The sequence below is a fragment of the Buttiauxella warmboldiae genome (assembly GCF_003818135.1).
In the GTDB taxonomy this organism is placed as follows: Bacteria; Pseudomonadota; Gammaproteobacteria; order Enterobacterales; family Enterobacteriaceae; genus Buttiauxella; species Buttiauxella warmboldiae.
In genome coordinates this window covers 34,219-51,126 of sequence record NZ_RPOH01000016.1, presented here as the reverse complement: position 1 = coordinate 51,126, position 16,908 = coordinate 34,219, and the positions used below count along the sequence as shown (strand labels likewise).

The 16,908-nt window shown below is 57.3% G+C and carries 12 protein-coding genes; 5 read left to right on the top strand and 7 right to left on the bottom strand.

Annotated features, from left to right (window positions below):
• From EHN07_RS05020 to entC, 3 genes are read right to left on the bottom strand one after another with little or no spacing between them, the layout of a single operon-like run.
• Positions 1-855 carry an isochorismatase gene (locus EHN07_RS05020; RefSeq protein WP_124023094.1) on the bottom strand — a complete coding sequence of 285 codons (855 nt, stop codon included), beginning with the start codon at positions 853-855 and terminating at the stop codon, positions 1-3.
• A 14-nt stretch (positions 856-869) separates the two neighbouring features.
• Entirely contained in the window at positions 870-2,486 is a 1,617-nt protein-coding gene (locus EHN07_RS05015; protein ID WP_124023093.1) for a (2,3-dihydroxybenzoyl)adenylate synthase, read from the bottom strand.
• Complete coding sequence (gene entC, locus EHN07_RS05010; protein WP_124023092.1) at positions 2,487-3,680, bottom strand: isochorismate synthase EntC; 1,194 nt, start codon at positions 3,678-3,680, stop codon at positions 2,487-2,489.
• An 83-nt stretch (positions 3,681-3,763) separates the two neighbouring features.
• On the opposite strand from entC, the gene fepB reads away from it, so the two are divergent.
• Positions 3,764-4,729 (top strand): Fe2+-enterobactin ABC transporter substrate-binding protein, encoded by a 966-nt coding sequence (gene fepB / locus EHN07_RS05005; protein ID WP_124023091.1) that lies wholly within the window; start codon positions 3,764-3,766, stop codon positions 4,727-4,729.
• Here the strand turns inward: fepB and entS are convergent, their stop codons facing one another.
• Entirely contained in the window at positions 4,730-5,986 is a 1,257-nt protein-coding gene (entS, locus tag EHN07_RS05000; RefSeq protein WP_124023090.1) for an enterobactin transporter EntS, read from the bottom strand. It abuts the gene before it with no gap.
• Between the two features lie 112 nt (positions 5,987-6,098).
• Between entS and fepD the strand changes: the two genes are divergently transcribed.
• The 3 genes from fepD to fepC are packed head-to-tail and all read left to right on the top strand — an operon-like array spanning position 6,099 to position 8,892.
• Positions 6,099-7,106 carry a Fe(3+)-siderophore ABC transporter permease gene (gene fepD, locus EHN07_RS04995; RefSeq protein WP_124023089.1) on the top strand — a complete coding sequence of 336 codons (1,008 nt, stop codon included), beginning with the start codon at positions 6,099-6,101 and terminating at the stop codon, positions 7,104-7,106.
• Positions 7,103-8,095, top strand: coding sequence for an iron-enterobactin ABC transporter permease (gene fepG, locus EHN07_RS04990; protein ID WP_124023088.1), 993 nt, complete (start codon positions 7,103-7,105; stop codon positions 8,093-8,095). The genes fepD and fepG overlap by 4 nt, the downstream gene beginning before the upstream one ends.
• Positions 8,092-8,892: an iron-enterobactin ABC transporter ATP-binding protein gene (fepC, locus tag EHN07_RS04985; protein WP_124023087.1), complete on the top strand. Its 801-nt coding sequence runs from the start codon at positions 8,092-8,094 to the stop codon at positions 8,890-8,892. Before fepG ends, fepC begins: the two co-directional genes overlap by 4 nt.
• 63 nt (positions 8,893-8,955) lie before the next feature.
• Here the strand turns inward: fepC and EHN07_RS04980 are convergent, their stop codons facing one another.
• Genes EHN07_RS04980 through fes form a run of 3 tightly spaced genes read right to left on the bottom strand, consistent with a single transcriptional unit; the run spans position 8,956 to position 14,329 of the window.
• The gene (locus EHN07_RS04980) at positions 8,956-12,870 is read right to left on the bottom strand and encodes an enterobactin synthase subunit F (protein ID WP_124023112.1); all 3,915 of its coding nucleotides are present in this window, start codon (positions 12,868-12,870) and stop codon (positions 8,956-8,958) included.
• 7 nt (positions 12,871-12,877) lie between these two features.
• The gene (locus tag EHN07_RS04975) at positions 12,878-13,099 is read right to left on the bottom strand and encodes an MbtH family protein (protein WP_124023086.1); all 222 of its coding nucleotides are present in this window, start codon (positions 13,097-13,099) and stop codon (positions 12,878-12,880) included.
• A gap of 3 nt (positions 13,100-13,102) precedes the next feature.
• Complete coding sequence (fes, locus tag EHN07_RS04970; RefSeq protein ID WP_279630481.1) at positions 13,103-14,329, bottom strand: enterochelin esterase; 1,227 nt, start codon at positions 14,327-14,329, stop codon at positions 13,103-13,105.
• A 271-nt stretch (positions 14,330-14,600) separates the two neighbouring features.
• Here fes and EHN07_RS04965 point away from each other — a divergent pair, with 271 nt between their 5' ends.
• Entirely contained in the window at positions 14,601-16,892 is a 2,292-nt protein-coding gene (locus EHN07_RS04965; protein ID WP_124023085.1) for a TonB-dependent siderophore receptor, read from the top strand.
• Positions 16,893-16,908: the final 16 nt, after the last annotated feature.

Genomic DNA, 16,908 nt, shown 5'->3' with positions numbered 1-16,908 from the left:
TCAGGCTTCCCGCGACAGCAGCGCCCACCAGGCGTCGATGGTCGGGTTTTTCGCCAGCATCACGAAGTCGATATCCGCATGAATTTTGCGCCAGCGGGCCGCCAGCGCCATCATACGCACCGAATCCAGGCCGTAATCAATCAGGTTTTCGTCATCTTCGGGGATCTCGGACTCATCAAGCAGCGGCAGCACCAGCGCGCGCAGCTGCGCTTTGCCTTGCGGAGCCATTTCCGGCAGTAAATCCTGCGTCATTACCACGCGCCCTGCACGCCCGGCGGTATATTTCAGCGCCATCATATGTTCTTCGCGGCTGAAATCTGCCAGCGCATCGGCCACCATAAACGGTTTGATATCACGCATAAAGGCATCCGTTGCGGTGGTCATGCAGCCGATATGGGCGTACACGCCGCAAATAATTAACTGGTTGCGGCCCGTCTCTTTCAGGGACTGTTCCAGCGGCGAACGGATAAACGCGCTGTAGCGCCATTTGGTCAGCACCGTGTCGTATTCGTCCGGGGCAAGCTCCGCTACCACCTTCTGGCGCTCAGGATGTTGGTTTAAACCCGGCCCCCACATGTCGTTTAGCAGCGCCCGGTCTTCATCGCTTTGAGCGTTAGGTTGCGCGGTGTAATAAACCGGGATGTTGTGGCGTCTGCAGTATTCACGCAGTGCGGCAATGTTGGCAATAACTTGCTGAATCATCGAGCAATTTTCGCCCCAGAAATCAATAAAATATTCCTGCATATCATGAATCAGCAGCGCCGCGCGCCCGGGTTCAAACGCCCAACTGACTTTGTTCTCCGGGATGTCGGTAGCCGTAGGCAAGCTGTAGGCGTTCAGTTTTGGAATAGCCATAAATTCTCCGTCTATCAGGAAGCCAGCTGCTTATCAGCAATTAACTGGCGCAAACGTTTTTTATCCACTTTGCCCACCGCCGTGAGCGGCAGGCTTTCAACCATTTCAATGCGATCCGGCAGTTTGAAGTCCGCAATCCCCAGCTCACGCAGGTAGCGGCGGATTTCCACGGCGCGGAACGGGCGCAGGCCAACGATAAACGCGCAGCTTTTCTCGCCCAGCAGGCTGTCTTCCATTGAAACCAGAGCGGCATGAACGATCCCGTCATGGCGCAGCAACAGGTTTTCGATCTCTTCGGCGGCGATCTTCTCTCCGCCGCGATTGATCTGATCTTTCTCGCGCCCCTGCACCGTGATGTAGCCATCTTCCGCAAGGGAAATCAGATCGCCAGAACAGTAAAAACCGTTGGCATCGAAGGCGCTCGCGTTGTGTTCCGGGCTGCGGTAATAGCCGCGAAAAGTGTACGGCCCGCGCGTCATCAGGCGGCCCACGGCACCGTGTGGCAACGGATTGCCGTGCTCATCAGCCACCCAAACTTCGTCGTCCGGGCACATGGGTTTACCCTGGGTTTGGAAGATGTGTTGATTGTCGTCAGTAAGGCGCGTGTAGTTCACCAGCCCCTCGGCCATGCCGAAAACCTGCTGCAGCTGGCAGCCGATTTCTGCCGGAATGCGCGCCGCCAGCGCTTCGCTTAACCGTGCGCCGCCCACCTGCAGCAGCCTGAGCGACTCCAGCGGCTTATTGCTGCCCCATTCGCCAATCGCCTGTAGCCACAGGCTGACGGCAGGCGGCACCAGTGCGGTAACATTGATTTGGTGGCGTTCAATCAGCGGGAAGCACAGCGTGGCGCTCGGGTCGTTTGCCAGCACCACGCGCCCGCCGCCGTAAAACACGCCCAGCGATCCCGGCGAACTCAGGGCGTAGTTGTGTGCCGCAGGAATAGCGCACAGGAAGCGCGTCGCGGTATCAAAACCGCAGATTTCTACGCTGCGGCGAATGCTGTAGTAGTAATCGTTGTGGGTGCGCGGAATCAGTTTTGGCGTGCCGGTGCTACCGCCGGAAAGCTGGAAAAACGCCACCTCATCAGCGGCCGAAGGGGTAGCGATAAAGTTTTCTTGCGGCTCATTGATAAAAGCGCTCAGCGAACGTTCGCGGTCGCTTTCATTAAGCAATACCGCCATGCGCAGCGACGGGTTCTGCTGGCAGAGTTGATCCAGAAAATCGTCGTGGGCGAATAAGTTATGTTTACGGTCGGCAATCACCACCGCAGGTTCGATCTGCCGGGCGTAGGCTTCCATTTCCGTGCGCTGGTGGCTGAACAGCGCGTTAACCGGTGCCACCCCAATTTTCAGCAGCGCAAACAGCGTAATGTACAGCTCAGCCACATTGCCAAGCTGCACCAGCGCGGTTTCACCGGTTTGCAGCCCCCGGCGGCGCAATGCACACGCCAGGCGCGTTGCCGCCATTTCCAGTTCACGGTAGCTGTAGTGACGCTCGCCCTCGGTTAGCGCAATCGCATCGTTCTGCGCGTGGCGCGTGAGAATGTCGGTCAGCGCCAGGTCCGCCCAGTAACCTTTTTCGCGATAGCGTGCGGCCAGATCATCCGGCCAGCGGGTAAATTCGATAGCCATTTAGTTGATTCCAAAAACGTTGAGCATGGTGGAAAGTTTTACGCCGGTTTCGCGCCATTCTGATTCAGGGGATGAGGCGGGGACGATACCCGCACCGGCGAACAGCCGTACCTGCTTGCCGCACACGCGTGCACAGCGAATCGTCACCACCCATTCACCGTTTCCTTCAGCGTCGCACCAGCCAACGATGCCGCCAAACAGTTCACGGTCGAACGGCTCCAGTTCAGCAATCAGTTTTTGTGCCACATCATGCGGGAAACCGCTTAATGCCGGTGTCGGGTGCAACAGGCAAGCAAGAGACAGGGCATTATCGAGGCGGTCTTTGATCTGGCCGTAAATCGGCGTGGCGAGGTGCCAGAGTGTCGGGGTAGTAATTAATTCCGGCGTATCGGAGAGCGTCAGAGAACGGCTGCGCGGCTGCAGAACATCACGCATCGCCTGAGTCACCAGCCCGTGCTCGTGGCGGTCTTTACTCGAGCGCAGCAGCCGGGCGCCAATCTCGCTATCACACTGGAGATTTTCTCTGTTGCGGCGTGCAGAGCCTGCCAGCGGCAGCGAACTGAAATTGTTACCCGATTTACGTAACAGCAGCTCCGGGCTGGCACCCACCAGCGAGCCGCCGTCAGACAAGGGTACGTGGAAGTTATAGCTGGTTGGGTTTTGGCTAATCAGGCGGTTCAACAGCGTATCGAGATCGACAGGCGTATCGGTTTCAATATCTATCAGGCGCGAGAGCACGACTTTGTCGATATCCGGCTGCGCGGTAGCGATAGCGGCATGTGCCACCATCGCCATAAACTGCTCTTGTTCAGGAATCGCCCGGCGCGAGGCGATATTCAGCCCCTGGCCGCCCTGTTTTTGGCAGGCGGCGTCCTGATGCTGAGCGCGTGAAAACGGCTGCCAGCTTTCGGGAATGAATAATGCGCAAGGTTGCCGCGTATCGAACGGAATCGCCCCCACCGCCACCGGTTTTTCAATGCCGTGATTTCTCGCGTTTTCAAAGGCTTCACGTAGCTGCGTTTGCAGGCGACCTTGAGGATGCGCGCCGTCAAGCGCCGGACTCTCCAGGCGGGTGAAGCAGCCGCTGGTTGAAAAACTGCGATAGGGCGACATAAAGAAAAAGCTCTCTGCGCAGTGCCCTACCGTGTTCGTAAGTCGTTTTTCTTGTGGCTGCTTCGCCAGTGACGTTTCCATGCATCCTCCGTTAAAACATGGTAAATGACATTAATAATGATTATCATTTGCCTTTCGGAATCGTAACCTAAAGAGAAAAGGACATGCTGTCAACCTGGGCCAAATTTTTTTTAACCATTCCCACACTGGTACTGTTGAGTTTCACTCATCCTGCCCTGGCGGCAGGCTGGCCACGCACCATCACCGACAGCCGTGGCGCACAGACCTTTGCACAGGCGCCGCAGCGCATTGTTTCCACCAGCGTAACCCTCACCGGCTCGCTGCTGGCCATTGACGCGCCGGTAGTGGCAAGCGGCGCCACCACGCCGGGCAACCGTATGGCCGATACGCAAGGTTTTCTGCGCCAGTGGGGGGAGGTGGCAAAAACGCGCAACGTTCAGCGTTTATATATTGGCGAAGCCAGCGCCGAAGCTGTTGCCGCCCAACTGCCTGATTTGATTTTGATTAGTGCAACCGGCGGCGACTCCGCCCTTGCTCTTTACGACCAGCTTTCCGCCATTGCGCCGACGCTTGTCATCAATTACGACGATAAAAGCTGGCAGCAATTGTTGACACAACTGGGCGAAATTACCGGGCATGAAAAACAAGCCGCTGACCGAATCGCCAGTTTTGATAAACAATTAAGCGAAGCCAAAATGCATATGACGCTGCCGCCGCAACCGGTTACCGCGCTGGTTTACAGCCCGGCATCTCGCTCGGCGAATCTCTGGACATCTGAATCCGCGCAGGGAAAGCTGCTCCAACAGCTCGGCTTCACCCTGTCGTCTTTGCCTGCGGCGGTTCATGCCAGCCAGAGCATGGGGAAACGTCACGATATCGTACAGCTGGGCGGGGAAAACCTGGCGGCGGGTTTGAATGGCGAGAGTTTGTTCCTGTTCGCCAGCGACGATAAAGACGCCGTCACGCTTGAGGCGAACCCGCTGCTCGCGCACCTTCCCGCCGTGCGCAATAAACAGGTATATGCGCTGGGCATCGAAACTTTCCGTTTGGATTATTACAGCGCCACGCAAATTCTGGAGCGTATGAGCCAGTTATTTGCCAGCAAGTAGTTATTTCCCAGCCGCCGCTTCGGGTTGTACCGGGGCGGCCTGGTGATAACGCCGTAGCTGCACTAACACAATCGCCAACGCCACGCCGCAGAATGTCAACGCCAAACCGCCGTAACTCGCCGCCGCAACCGGCGTTAACGCCACCGTCAGCCCACCTAAAATCGCCGCGCCAATCGCATCACCCGTAACGTTCTGCGCCGTCCACAGGCCATTAATGCGCCCTAACATGCCGTCCGGTGTCAGCGTCTGAATCAGGGTGTATTGCAGCAGCGAACTGATAGCGCTGAGATAGCCAAACAGCGTAAGACAAGCCAGCCCAAGCTCCCAGAGCGGCATCAGGCTAAAGACGCCAATGGAGATAAACGACACGATTCCCGTCCCCAGCATAATCATGCCCGGGCGAACGTGATGCGCGATACGCCCACTGGTCAGCGCGCCGATTGCCGCGCCTAACGGGACGGCTGCGTACATCAGGCCAATTTGTGCCGCGCTCATCTGCCAATGCCCGGCGAGCGCCGGATACAACACGCGCACCGCACTCGCCATCGTCAGCAGCGCTCCCACTAACGCAATGCCGCCGATAACCGGATGGCCGACGAGGAAACGCAGCCCATTCCACAACGAAAGCAGCGGGTTTTCACGCGCCTGCGGCGGCGGTGCCAGTTTCGGCAGGCTGAGCAGCGGCAGCAGCGTAATAAAAGTGCCGACCGATGCCAGCGCGTAGTTCCACACCACGCCCCCCGAGGCCAGCAGCAGGCCGCCAATCATGGGTGAAATCACTGACCCCAGGCGTACGGTGAGCATGGTAATCGCGCTCGCCTGCATTAAATTTTCACGCCCAACCAGCGCGGGAGTGGCGGCTAAAAGCGCGGTAACCCCAAGCGCGCCAAAGAAACCATCCCACACCCCAAGCAGATAAATTGCCGCCAGCGAAGGTTCCGGCAACGCGGCGTTAATCGTCAGGCCAATAAAACCGACGCCGCAGGTGGAACGCGCCACTAAAATCAGACGGCGGCGCTCGTGCCTGTCAGCCAGCACCCCGCCCATCATCAGGCCGATAAACATCGCACTGCCGGTGAGCGTCACCGCGAGACCGACTTGCAGCGAGGAGCCGGTCAGCGTCTGGATTTGTACCGGAACGGCAACGCCGAGTAACCCCAGTGAGACAATGGAAATAAAGCGAGCAAGGAAGACGGCGCGAAAAGCGGGATGAGTCTTGAGCAAACTGAGATTTAGCAGCAAAGAATTGCGGTTCATTACAGGGCCTTAAAGCGAATTTTTCTTTCCAGGTGCGAGGCGGCTCATGCTAACATAAACAAATAAGAGTGATAATGATAATAACTATCATTAATTTTCATGAAAGGGATTTATGTTATTTCCACGGCCATCAACACGCGTTGTAACGCTGCTGATTCTGTTTTTGCTGTTGCTCTTAATGGCGGTGATGAGTCTGCTTATTGGGGCAAAATCTCTGCCTGTTGAGGTCGTTATCAATGCGTTCAGCGGTCAATGCCGAAGTGCTGATTGCACTATCGTGCTCGACGCTCGCCTTCCGCGCACGCTGGCAGGCATTCTCGCAGGTGGCGCACTCGGCCTTGCCGGGGCGCTGATGCAAACGCTGACGCGTAACCCTCTCGCCGACCCCGGCCTGCTTGGCGTCAATGCCGGAGCCAGTTTTGCCATTGTATTAGGCGCGGCAGTCTGGAGTTTTTCTTCACCGATTGCCCTGCTCGGCATGGCCTTTGCTGGTGCGCTGTGCGCAGCCCTGGTGGTGGCATTTACCGGCAGCCAGGGCGGCGGGCAGCTCAGTCCGGTGCGTTTAACACTGGCGGGCGTTGCGCTTGCCGCCGTGCTGGAAGGCCTGAGCAACGGCATCGCACTGCTTAGCCCGGTGGTTTACGACCAGTTACGCTTCTGGCAGGCCGGCACGCTGGATATTCGCACCCTCGACACGCTGAAAATCATCGTGCTGCCGGTGCTGGCAGGCTGCGCCATTGCCATGTTTATAAGCCGTGCACTCAACAGCCTGAGCATGGGAACCGACACCGCCACCGCGCTGGGTAGCAAAGTTGCGCGCACTCAATTGCTCGGTTTAATCGCCATCACGTTATTGTGCGGCAGCGCGACGGCAGCCGTTGGCCCGATTGCGTTTATCGGCCTGATGATGCCGCATCTTTCGCGCTGGTTGGTGGGGGCCGATCACCGCTGGTCGCTCCCCGTCACCCTGATTGCCACGCCTGCGCTGTTGCTGTTCGCCGATATTATTGGCCGCCTGCTGGTACCGGGCGAACTGCGCGTGTCGGTGGTTAGCGCGTTTATTGGCTCGCCGATGCTGATTTATCTGGTGCGCCGCCAACGTAAAGGAGCGAATGCATGACCCGTCTCTCTCCTCGCTTACTGTTCGTCAGCCTGGCGCTATTGCTGTTCAGTTGCGCATTAGGCGTATGGAGCCTGGGAAGCGGCGTTTTACCGCTTTCAGTAGGCCAGGTGATTGACGCTCTGGCCGGTTCCGCACCGCGTAATGTTTCACTCGTCGTGGTCGAATGGCGTTTGCCCCGCGTGGTGATGGCGCTACTCATTGGCGCGGCACTAGGCGTGAGCGGCGCAATCTTCCAGTCGCTGATGCGCAACCCCCTCGGCAGCCCGGATGTGATGGGCTTTAACACCGGTGCCTGGAGCGGCGTGCTGATAGCGATGGTGTTATTCGGCCAGCATCAGACCGCGATTGCCACCTCGGCGATGGTCGGCGGCGTTGTTACCGCGCTGGTGGTCTGGCTGCTCGCGTGGCGTAACGGTATCGAAACTTTCCGCCTGATCATTATTGGTATCGGCGTGCGGGCGATGCTGGTCGCGTTTAATACCTGGCTCTTACTGCACGCCTCACTGGAAACCGCCATTTCCGCCGGGCTGTGGAATGCGGGTTCGCTCAACGGTTTGACCTGGGGGAAAATCTTCCCCGCCGCCCCTTTAATGCTGTTCGCGCTGCTGGCTGGCGCACTGCTGGTTCGACGGATGCGCCTGCTGGAGATGGGCGATGACAGCGCCTGCGCGCTCGGCGTGTCGGTTGAGCGCTCCCGCCTGATGTTAATGCTCACCGGTGTGATACTTACCGCCGCAGCCACCGCATTAGCGGGGCCGATCTCTTTTATCGCCCTGGTGGCGCCACATATTGCCCGGCGGTTGAGCGGCACCTCGCGCTGGGGGCTATTGCAATCCGCGCTGTGCGGCGCAACCCTGCTGCTGGCGGCAGATTTATGCGCCCAGCGCCTGTTTATGCCGTATCAGTTACCGGTTGGGGTCGTCACCGTGAGCCTTGGCGGTATCTATTTAATTGCGTTATTGATTCAGGAGTCCCGTAAAAAATGAGCCGCCTCAGCGATCCATCGCGCCTGCATGGCGAACAGCTCACGTTGGGATATGGCAACCATGTGGTGGCCGACGGCCTGACCGTCGCTATTCCTGACGGGAAATTTACCGCCATTATTGGCCCCAACGGCTGCGGGAAATCCACGCTGCTGCGCACCCTTAGCCGCCTGATGAAACCGATGCAGGGCCAGGTCTGGCTGGATGGTCATGAGATCCACCGTTTTGCCACCAAAGAGGTGGCACGCCGCGTGGGTTTGCTGGCGCAAAACTCCAGCGCACCGGGCGATATCAGCGTGGCTGAACTGGTGGCGCGCGGGCGTTATCCGCACCAGCCGCTGTTTTCCCGCTGGCGCGAAGAAGACAAACTGGCGGTGGAAAAGGCGTTAAAAGCGACCAATATTGAAGAGTTAGCCGAACAGCCAGTGGATACGCTTTCAGGCGGCCAGCGCCAGCGGGCGTGGATTGCGATGGTGCTGGCGCAGGAGACCTCTATTCTGCTGCTGGATGAACCCACAACCTGGCTTGATATCAGCCACCAAATTGATCTGCTGGAACTGCTGCGCGATCTGAACCAAAAGCAAGGTTTTACCCTTGCCGCAGTGCTGCATGATTTGAACCAGGCCTGCCGCTACGCGACTCACTTAATCGCGCTGCGAGATGGCAAAATTATCGCTGAAGGCGCCCCAACTGAGATTGTCACGCCAGAACTTATTGAGGCGATTTACGGTCTGCGCTGCATGATTATCGAAGATCCGGTGGCGCATACGCCGCTGGTGGTGCCTTTAGGGCGCGGCTGAAAACGAAGAAAAACTGTTAGATGACGCCGCGCCTGCTCGAATAAGCGCAGCGTCATCCGCTGCTTACGCTAGCACCCGCTGCAACACCGGCCCTATTTCCACAAACGCATTTGGGGAAATAATATCCACGTGGGCGTAATCAAGGCGATAAATCTCTAACTCAGCAATCCACGGAGCCCAGGATTTTTGCGGGTCCATACCTTGCGGTAACGTGCGTTCAGCGACAAACAGCGTTGCTTTACCCGCAAACGGCACGCTGTGCGCCGTGGTGAGCAAACGCACCGCATCACCATAGTTGCCTTCGATAGCCTGGAACAGCACATCAGAAGTCTGCCCCTGCTGGGCCGCAACAAAGGCCTCACGCTCGCGGTTTATTTCGTCCAGCACCAAAGGATCGAGTTCATTGGCCCCCTTCCCGGCCCAGTTCTGTGTTTCAGGCGGCCAGGTATCCAGCAGGCCGAGGAACGCGACTTCTTCACCTGCCGCTTCGAGACGTGCCGCAATGCCTTGCGCAATCGTACCGCCCAATGAATACCCCATCAGATAATAGGGGCCGTGGGGCTGAAGCTCGCGCAGAGTTTGCAGATGTATTTCGCAAACCCGATCGAGGCTTTCCGCCTGCTGCATCGGGCCGTATGGTCGCGGCGACTGAATGCCGGTAATCGACCAGTGCGGATCGAGATAGCGCTGTAACACGCTAAATTGCCAGGCAAAACCCGATGCCGGGTGGAAGCAGTAGAGCGTCGGCCCGCCAGCTTTGCGCAGCGGCAGCACCGCATCAAAACCAGCACGGCTGGCTTCTTCTTCGCTCAGGCCTTGCGCCAGGGTTTCGGCCAGCAGCCCAACCGTCGAGGCCACCATCACCTGCCCAACGCTCACGGGCTGAGCAAGCGTTTGGCGCAGCCGCGCCGCAAGACGCATCGCCAGCAGTGAATGGCCGCCAAGCGCAAAGAAATCGTCATCTACCGACTGAATTTCGCAGCCCAACAGCTCGGCAAAAGAGTCAGCGACGGTGAGCTCAAGGCTTGATTCAGGCGCACGCCCCGTGCCGCGCAATGCCATTTCAGGCAGGGGCAGAGCTTTGCGATCCAGTTTGCCGTTAGCGCTTAGCGGGAAACTATCCAGCTGCACCAGCGCCACCGGAACCATATGCGCGGGTAGCATGGCGCAAAGCTTTTCACGCATCACATCCAGCGGCAGTGCCTGGCCGGACGCCGAAACCAGGTAGCCCACCAGCTGGCGAGCATCGCCGCCGCTGGCTGCCGCCTGGTTCAGTACACCGGCATGGGTGACAGCCTGAGCCACATCCGGCAGGGCCTGCAAAGCGCGGTCAATATCACCCAGTTCAATACGCTGACCGCGAATTTTTAGCTGATCGTCGCTGCGCCCCAGATATTCCACGGCTCCGTCATCAAGCCAGCGCCCCACGTCGCCGGTGCGATACATCCGTTCGCCTGCCGCAAAAGGATCGGCGACAAAACGGCTGGCAGTAAGATCGGGACGCGATAAATAGCCCTGCGCCAACTGGATTCCGGTGAGATACAGATCGCCTGCGATCCCCGGCGGAACGGGGCGCATTGCCGAGTCCAGAATGCGCAATCCGGTATTCCAGACCGGCCAGCCAATCGGCACACTGCTGCCTGAAACCCGCGCCAGCTCTTCGCCAAACGCCGGATACCAGCTGACATCAACGGCGGCTTCGGTTGGGCCGTAGAGATTATGCAATGGTGCGTAAGTGAGTTGTTCCCACTGGCGACAAAGTTCAGTCGGTAGCGCTTCCCCGCTACAGAACACCCGGCACAGAGTGCCGCATTTTGCTCTCGCGTCATCATTGGTTAATGCCGCGACAAACGCCGCTAACATTGACGGAACAAAGTGCGTGGTGGTCACGCCGTAGCGGGCAAAAAGCTGCTGCAACGCTTCCGGGTCACGATGCGCTTCTGGTGGAGCCATCACCAGTTGCGCGCCAACGATATACGGCCAGAAAAACTCCCATACGGACACGTCAAAACTGCACGGCGTTTTCTGTAAAACCACGTCCTCGCCATTCAGCGGATAGTGATTTTGCATCCACAAAAGACGGTTAACGATAGCCTGCTGCCCGACCATGACTCCTTTTGGTCGCCCGGTCGAACCGGAGGTGAAAATCACATACGCGGTGTGTTCCGGGCGCGAGAGATGAGGGATTTTCGGCACATTAGCCGTATCCATAATGCTTTGATAGCAGAAGGTTTTCAGGCCATTTACGGCACTAAATCGCGGTAATTGAGAGTCAGAAGTCAGCAGTAAACGCGGAGCGGCATCTTCAAGCATCATCTGCAAGCGGTCATCAGGATAACCGGTATCAAGCGGCAGCCAGGCCGCCCCGACTTCAACAATCGCCTGCAACGCGAGCGATAAAAACACCGAGCGCGGTAGCGCGACAGCCACTACATCCCCCGGTTTCACACCGCGTGAAATCAGCTCGCGCGCCAAAGCCTGTACCTGTTGACGCATTTCACGGTAGCTAAGCTGATGGTTTTCATCGGCAAGCGCTGGCGCGTTCGGCGTGCGGTTTGCCTGTTGGGCAATCAACTGGCTTAACGTGGTGGCGGGAATCGACGTTTGTGTGTCGTTTACGCGTTCAATTAGTTCGATTTCGGAGATATGCAACAGTTCGGCATCCACACAACGCAAGGCGGGATTAGCCGCAAACTGGCGTAAAAGCAGCGGTAAACGGGCGATATGCTGTTGCAAAACCTGCGCATCATAGCGTTCGGCATTTGCCAGAATTTCCAGCGCGAAGTCACCCTGTTCGCTGATATACAGCGCTATTTCCAGATCGCGCACCGGGCCGGAAGCCAGCTGATGCGTAATGCCTTCGATGCCGTGGAAATCAAGGCGGTAATCGAACATTTTCAGGTTTAATACCGCACCATATAACGGCTCACCGCTAACGACTTGCCCAAGGTCGCGCTGAATTTGTTCAGCATCGTAGCGCTGATAGCGGCGCAGGCTTTTCAACTCACCGGCAATATTGGCGGCGAGATCTTCCAGAGTAAAATCAGCTTCGATACGCACCCCAAACGGCAGTACGTTCAGCACCGGTCCGGTGGCGCAAAGCGCTGCGGACCCCAGGCGGCGCATAAAGATAAACCCGGCGCAATACTCAGCGCGCCCGCTCAAACGCCCGAGCCACAGCGCCACCAGCCCTAATGCCATATCGGCAGCGGTCAAATTTTGCTGGCGGGAGCGCTCGACCAGCGCCTGGAAATCAGCGCGCTCAACCCTTAGCGACTGACGAATCAGCCTGCTGCTCGCCCCTTGCCCGCTCAGCGGTTTCGCTGAGAGCGTGGCCGGAGGAGGGAGCCGTTGCGCTTTATTTAGCCAGAAAGCGCAATCACGCTGCCAGGCATTCGTGGTGCGGTACTGCTGATACTCTTCCACCACGTCGCTGAACGGCGTAAACGGGCTGGGTTCTGGAGTCTGGCCTGCGCAAAAAGCACGGTAAATATTGGCGATTCGGCGGGTAATGGCGGTGAAACTAAAGCCATCAACCACCAAATGGTGAAAACGTTGATACCACAACCAGCGCGTGTCGTTAATGCGCAGCAGCTGATGATGGTAGAGCGGCCTGCCGCTTGCCAGGCGCAAATCCTGTTCGAGATCGTCGCGCATTAATGCCAGTGCGGCGGCTTCTGGCTCGGGTTCAGCACGCAGGTCGCGGCAAAGCGGCAAGGTAAACGAAGCGTTGGGATCGATCCATTGCCGCGCTTCGCCCTCCACTTCACCAAAACGCATACAAAGCGTATCGGCCTCTTTCATGCCCGCAACTATTGCCTGGCATAAGAGCGCTTCATTGAGTTCGCCATTTAGCTCAACGTAGTGCGCCACGCTCCAGGCGTTAGCCTGCGGCGAGAGCCGATCCGCCATCCAGATGCCGGGCTGTGCCGCCGCTAATGGCAAAGTTTCAGGCGGTGGTTCAAATGCCGTTGCCATGATCAATTCACTCACCGCTCGCTCCTTGTTTGACAAAAGAGGCGGGTTGAAGCCCGCCCCAGTTAGCGAGCAGCCAGCGGTTGCACTCTTCGTTTGGTGCGGGTTGACGCACTACCTGCCAGCCGTCGGGGACGGCGCAATGTTCAGGCCATAAACTGTACTGCCGGTGCGCATTTTCAAGGATGAAAAAACGGCTCTGCGGCGCGTCGAAAGGGTTACTGAATTCCATAGCTTACTCCTGTTTAAAAAACCCTTTCCACAGCCAGGCAAGCCCGTCAATCAGCCCTCCCCGCCAGCAAAGCGCATCATGCCCACCGTCAACCTGACGGTAGAAAACAGCGCGCTGTGTTTGTTGTAGTAAGGGATATAAACGTTGATTCACTTGATGAATAAGAGGTTCTCTGACCCCTGCCTCAAGGTAGATACGCAACGCTTTGTCGCACGTAAACCCCTCTTCCAGCTGCCGTATCAGCTGCCCGCCCTGCGGATGATTGTCACGTCGCGGCCACCAGTAAGAGCCGGACTGGCTCAGCACGCAGCCAAATTGTTCAGGCCAGTGAAGTACGGCATAAAGCGCTGAAAGCCCACCAAAACTCTGCCCGGCCACCGCGGTGGTTTCGGGGTTTTCATTCCAGCGAGTCAACATGCGTAACTGCGGCAGTAACTCTTCCTGTACCGCCAGCCAGAATTGCGCATTGCAGGGCAGTTCATTGCTACGGGTCGTGGTATCGATAGCATCAATCAGCAGATAGACGGCGGGAGGCAAGGCCCCCGCGTTGGTTTGAGCCTGTAGCGCAGGCCAGACTGGCATCTCTTCCGCCCAGAATTGGCCGTCGAGCAATATCGCCAGCGGGCGCTGTTCCGGTACGGCGTCGCCGCTGGTAAAAACCCAGACGTGGCGCTGATTTTTCAGCCGTTCGCTAAACCACGTCAGGCGCTGCGGTGCCTGATATCGCGTATCCGCGCGCTCCCATCCAGCCTGAGATGGCGCATCAGGAAGATGCAGTGCCGACATCATATGCCCTCGCCCGCCCAGCCAGCTTTCAGGATTTAACGGATCGGCAATCGCCTGCGGCAGCAGTTTTTGCCAGCCGCCACGCAGCGCCATAGCTGCGGGTGCTATGCCGTCAAAAGCTTCAGCCGGGAAATCATCTTCATTGCCCGAAGGGATCAGGCAGTAGCTGCCGCGCCATGTGGAACTAAGACGAGTTTGCCACTGCCAGACATCCGTGCCAGCCACGCGCTGCAGAGTTTGCGGGGGGGATTTTTGGTGGTGGTCAGTCACGCCGGTGAGGTAAATCCATACCCGCTTGATCGGGGAGGTTTGCTCACAACCCTGCGGGTCGCGCCACCAGAAAGTGACCGTACACTGGCCGTCGTTATCATAGATTACGCCTGGGACACCCTGCGCCTGCAGCGCCTGCCACCAGCCCTCACTTCCTGTCAGCAAATTTTTCACTCGAACATAACCCTATGAAATAACGGATAACGATCAACAATCGAGAAATATATTGATAATACTATTGATAATTATTTGCATTTGCAATAGCGTATTTCCGCGCGTTGAACCCACCGGTTCCCGGCGCAAGACCATAAATTGCCGAATACGCTCGCCCCCTTTAGCCGGGCGGCGGCGTCTGTTTTCGGTGCTTCTACGTAACACCCATGCTGCGCCCGCTCCCTCCGGGAATGGAATAACGCCGGGCCCAGCGGAAAAGCAGGCCACCATAATGAATAAAAAAATTAATTATTCCCTCGCAATGCTAATTAACCTGGGAATATACGGAGCAGCGGCTCCTGCCTTTGCAGCACAGCAAACGGCATCAGCAACGGCTCCCACTGCGGTTGCAAACGTTGACGACACACAAAACCCTGCCGATGAAGACACGCTGGTGGTCACCGCCGCGGCGCAAAATTTGCAGGCCCCTGGCGTTTCCACCATCACCGCAGAAGAGCTGAAAAAGCGCCCTCCCGCGCGTGATATTTCCGAAATCGTCCGAACCATGCCGGGCGTTAACCTGACGGGCAACTCCACCAGCGGCCAGCGCGGTAACGGTCGTCAGATTGATATTCGCGGCATGGGCCCGGAAAACACCCTGATTCTGATTGACGGCAAACCGGTTACCAGCCGTAACTCGGTGCGTCTGGGCTGGCGCGGCGAGCGTGATACGCGCGGCGATGCAAGCTGGGTGCCGCCAGAAATGGTTGAACGTATTGAAGTGATTCGCGGCCCGGCCGCGGCGCGTTACGGCAACGGCGCGGCTGGCGGCGTGGTGAACATCATCACCAAAAAAGGCAGCGGCGAGTGGCACGGCAGCTGGAACACCTATCTCAATGCCCTTGAGCATAAAGACGAAGGCTCCACCAAACGCACCAACTTTAGCCTGAATGGCCCGCTGGGCGGGGATTTCAGCTTCCGTCTGTACGGCAACCTCGATAAAACCCAGGCCGACGCATGGGATATTAACCAGGGGCATCAGTCTGAACGTACCGGTATTTATTCCAACACGCTGCCTGCCGGTCGCGAAGGTGTGATTCACAAAGATATTAACGGCGTGGTGCGCTGGGACTTTGCGCCCATGCAGTCGCTGGAGCTGGAAGCGGGCTACAGCCGCCAGGGCAACCTCTATTCCGGCGATACCCAGAACACCAACTCAGATGCTTATACTGCCTCCAAATATGGTAAAGAGACTAACCGACTTTACCGGCAGAACTATTCTCTGACCTGGAATGGCGGCTGGGATAACGGCCTGACCACCAGCAACTGGGTGCAGTACGAAAACACCCGTAATTCCCGTACACCAGAGGGGCTGGCAGGCGGAACTGAAGGCAAATTTAATGAAAACGCTACGCAAAACTTTAGCGATACAGAATTAAGCAGCGTGCTGCTGCATAGCGAAGTCAATATCCCGATTGATTTCGTATTCAACCAGAACTTAACGCTGGGTACCGAGTGGAACCAGCAGCGGATGAAGGATTTATCTTCAAACAGCCAAACCTTTATGGGAGGCGCGATCCCAGGCTACAACAGCACCGGACGTAGCCCATACTCCGAAGCCGAGATCTTCTCACTGTTTGCCGAAGATAATATGGAGCTGACCGACAGCACCATGCTGACGCCGGGTCTGCGCTTCGATCACCACAGCATTGTTGGCAACAACTGGAGCCCGTCGCTGAACCTGTCGCAAGGGCTGGGAGATAACTTTACCCTGAAGATGGGTATTGCCCAGGCGTATAAAGCGCCGAGCCTGTATCAGACCAACCCGAACTACATTCTGTACAGCAGAGGCCAGGGTTGCTACGCAAGCGGTAACGGCGTGGGCTGCTACATGATGGGCAATGACGATCTGAAAGCTGAAACCAGTATCAACAAAGAGATCGGCCTTGAGTTCAAACGGGATAACTGGCTGGCAGGGGTGACCTGGTTCCGTAACGACTACCGCGATAAAATTGAAGCCGGTTATTCGCCTGTCGGACAGACCTCACAAGGCTCACTCAAAACCGATATTTACCAGTGGCAGAATATTCCCAAAGCGCTGGTAGAAGGGCTTGAGGGTACGTTAAACGTGCCGGTTTCCGACTCGGTGAACTGGACGAATAACATCACCTATATGCTGGAAAGTAAAAACAAAGAGACCGGCGAGCGCCTGTCGGTTATCCCGGAATACACGCTGAACTCAACGCTTAGCTGGCAGGTTCGCCAGGACATTTCCGTGCAGTCGACCTTTACCTGGTACGGCAAACAGCAGCCGAAGAAGTACAACTATAAAGGCCAGCCAGCAACGGGGTCGGAAACCAACGAAGTTAGCCCTTATAGCATTGTTGGCCTGAGCGGAACCTGGGATGCGACGAAGAATGTCAGCCTGACGGCGGGTATCGACAATCTGTTGGACGAGCGCCACTGGCGTGCAGGTAATGCCCAAAGCACGGGCGGTGCCAGCGGTTATATGTACGGCGCAGGAGCCGCAACCTATAACGAAGCCGGTCGTACTTACTATCTCAGCCTGAATACGCACTTCTAAAATGGAGGGGAGGAGA

What these genes read in the sequence shown, in the direction of transcription:
- EHN07_RS05020 (WP_124023094.1), bottom strand. Translation starts at nt 855, where the DNA reads ATGGCTATTCCAAAACTGAACGCCTACAGCTTGCCTACGGCTACCGAC.
- EHN07_RS05015 (WP_124023093.1), bottom strand. Translation starts at nt 2,486, where the DNA reads ATGGCTATCGAATTTACCCGCTGGCCGGATGATCTGGCCGCACGCTAT.
- entC (WP_124023092.1), bottom strand. Translation starts at nt 3,680, where the DNA reads ATGGAAACGTCACTGGCGAAGCAGCCACAAGAAAAACGACTTACGAAC.
- fepB (WP_124023091.1), top strand. Translation starts at nt 3,764, where the DNA reads ATGCTGTCAACCTGGGCCAAATTTTTTTTAACCATTCCCACACTGGTA.
- entS (WP_124023090.1), bottom strand. Translation starts at nt 5,986, where the DNA reads ATGAACCGCAATTCTTTGCTGCTAAATCTCAGTTTGCTCAAGACTCAT.
- fepD (WP_124023089.1), top strand. Translation starts at nt 6,099, where the DNA reads ATGTTATTTCCACGGCCATCAACACGCGTTGTAACGCTGCTGATTCTG.
- fepG (WP_124023088.1), top strand. Translation starts at nt 7,103, where the DNA reads ATGACCCGTCTCTCTCCTCGCTTACTGTTCGTCAGCCTGGCGCTATTG.
- fepC (WP_124023087.1), top strand. Translation starts at nt 8,092, where the DNA reads ATGAGCCGCCTCAGCGATCCATCGCGCCTGCATGGCGAACAGCTCACG.
- EHN07_RS04980 (WP_124023112.1), bottom strand. Translation starts at nt 12,870, where the DNA reads ATGGCAACGGCATTTGAACCACCGCCTGAAACTTTGCCATTAGCGGCG.
- EHN07_RS04975 (WP_124023086.1), bottom strand. Translation starts at nt 13,099, where the DNA reads ATGGAATTCAGTAACCCTTTCGACGCGCCGCAGAGCCGTTTTTTCATC.
- EHN07_RS04965 (WP_124023085.1), top strand. Translation starts at nt 14,601, where the DNA reads ATGAATAAAAAAATTAATTATTCCCTCGCAATGCTAATTAACCTGGGA.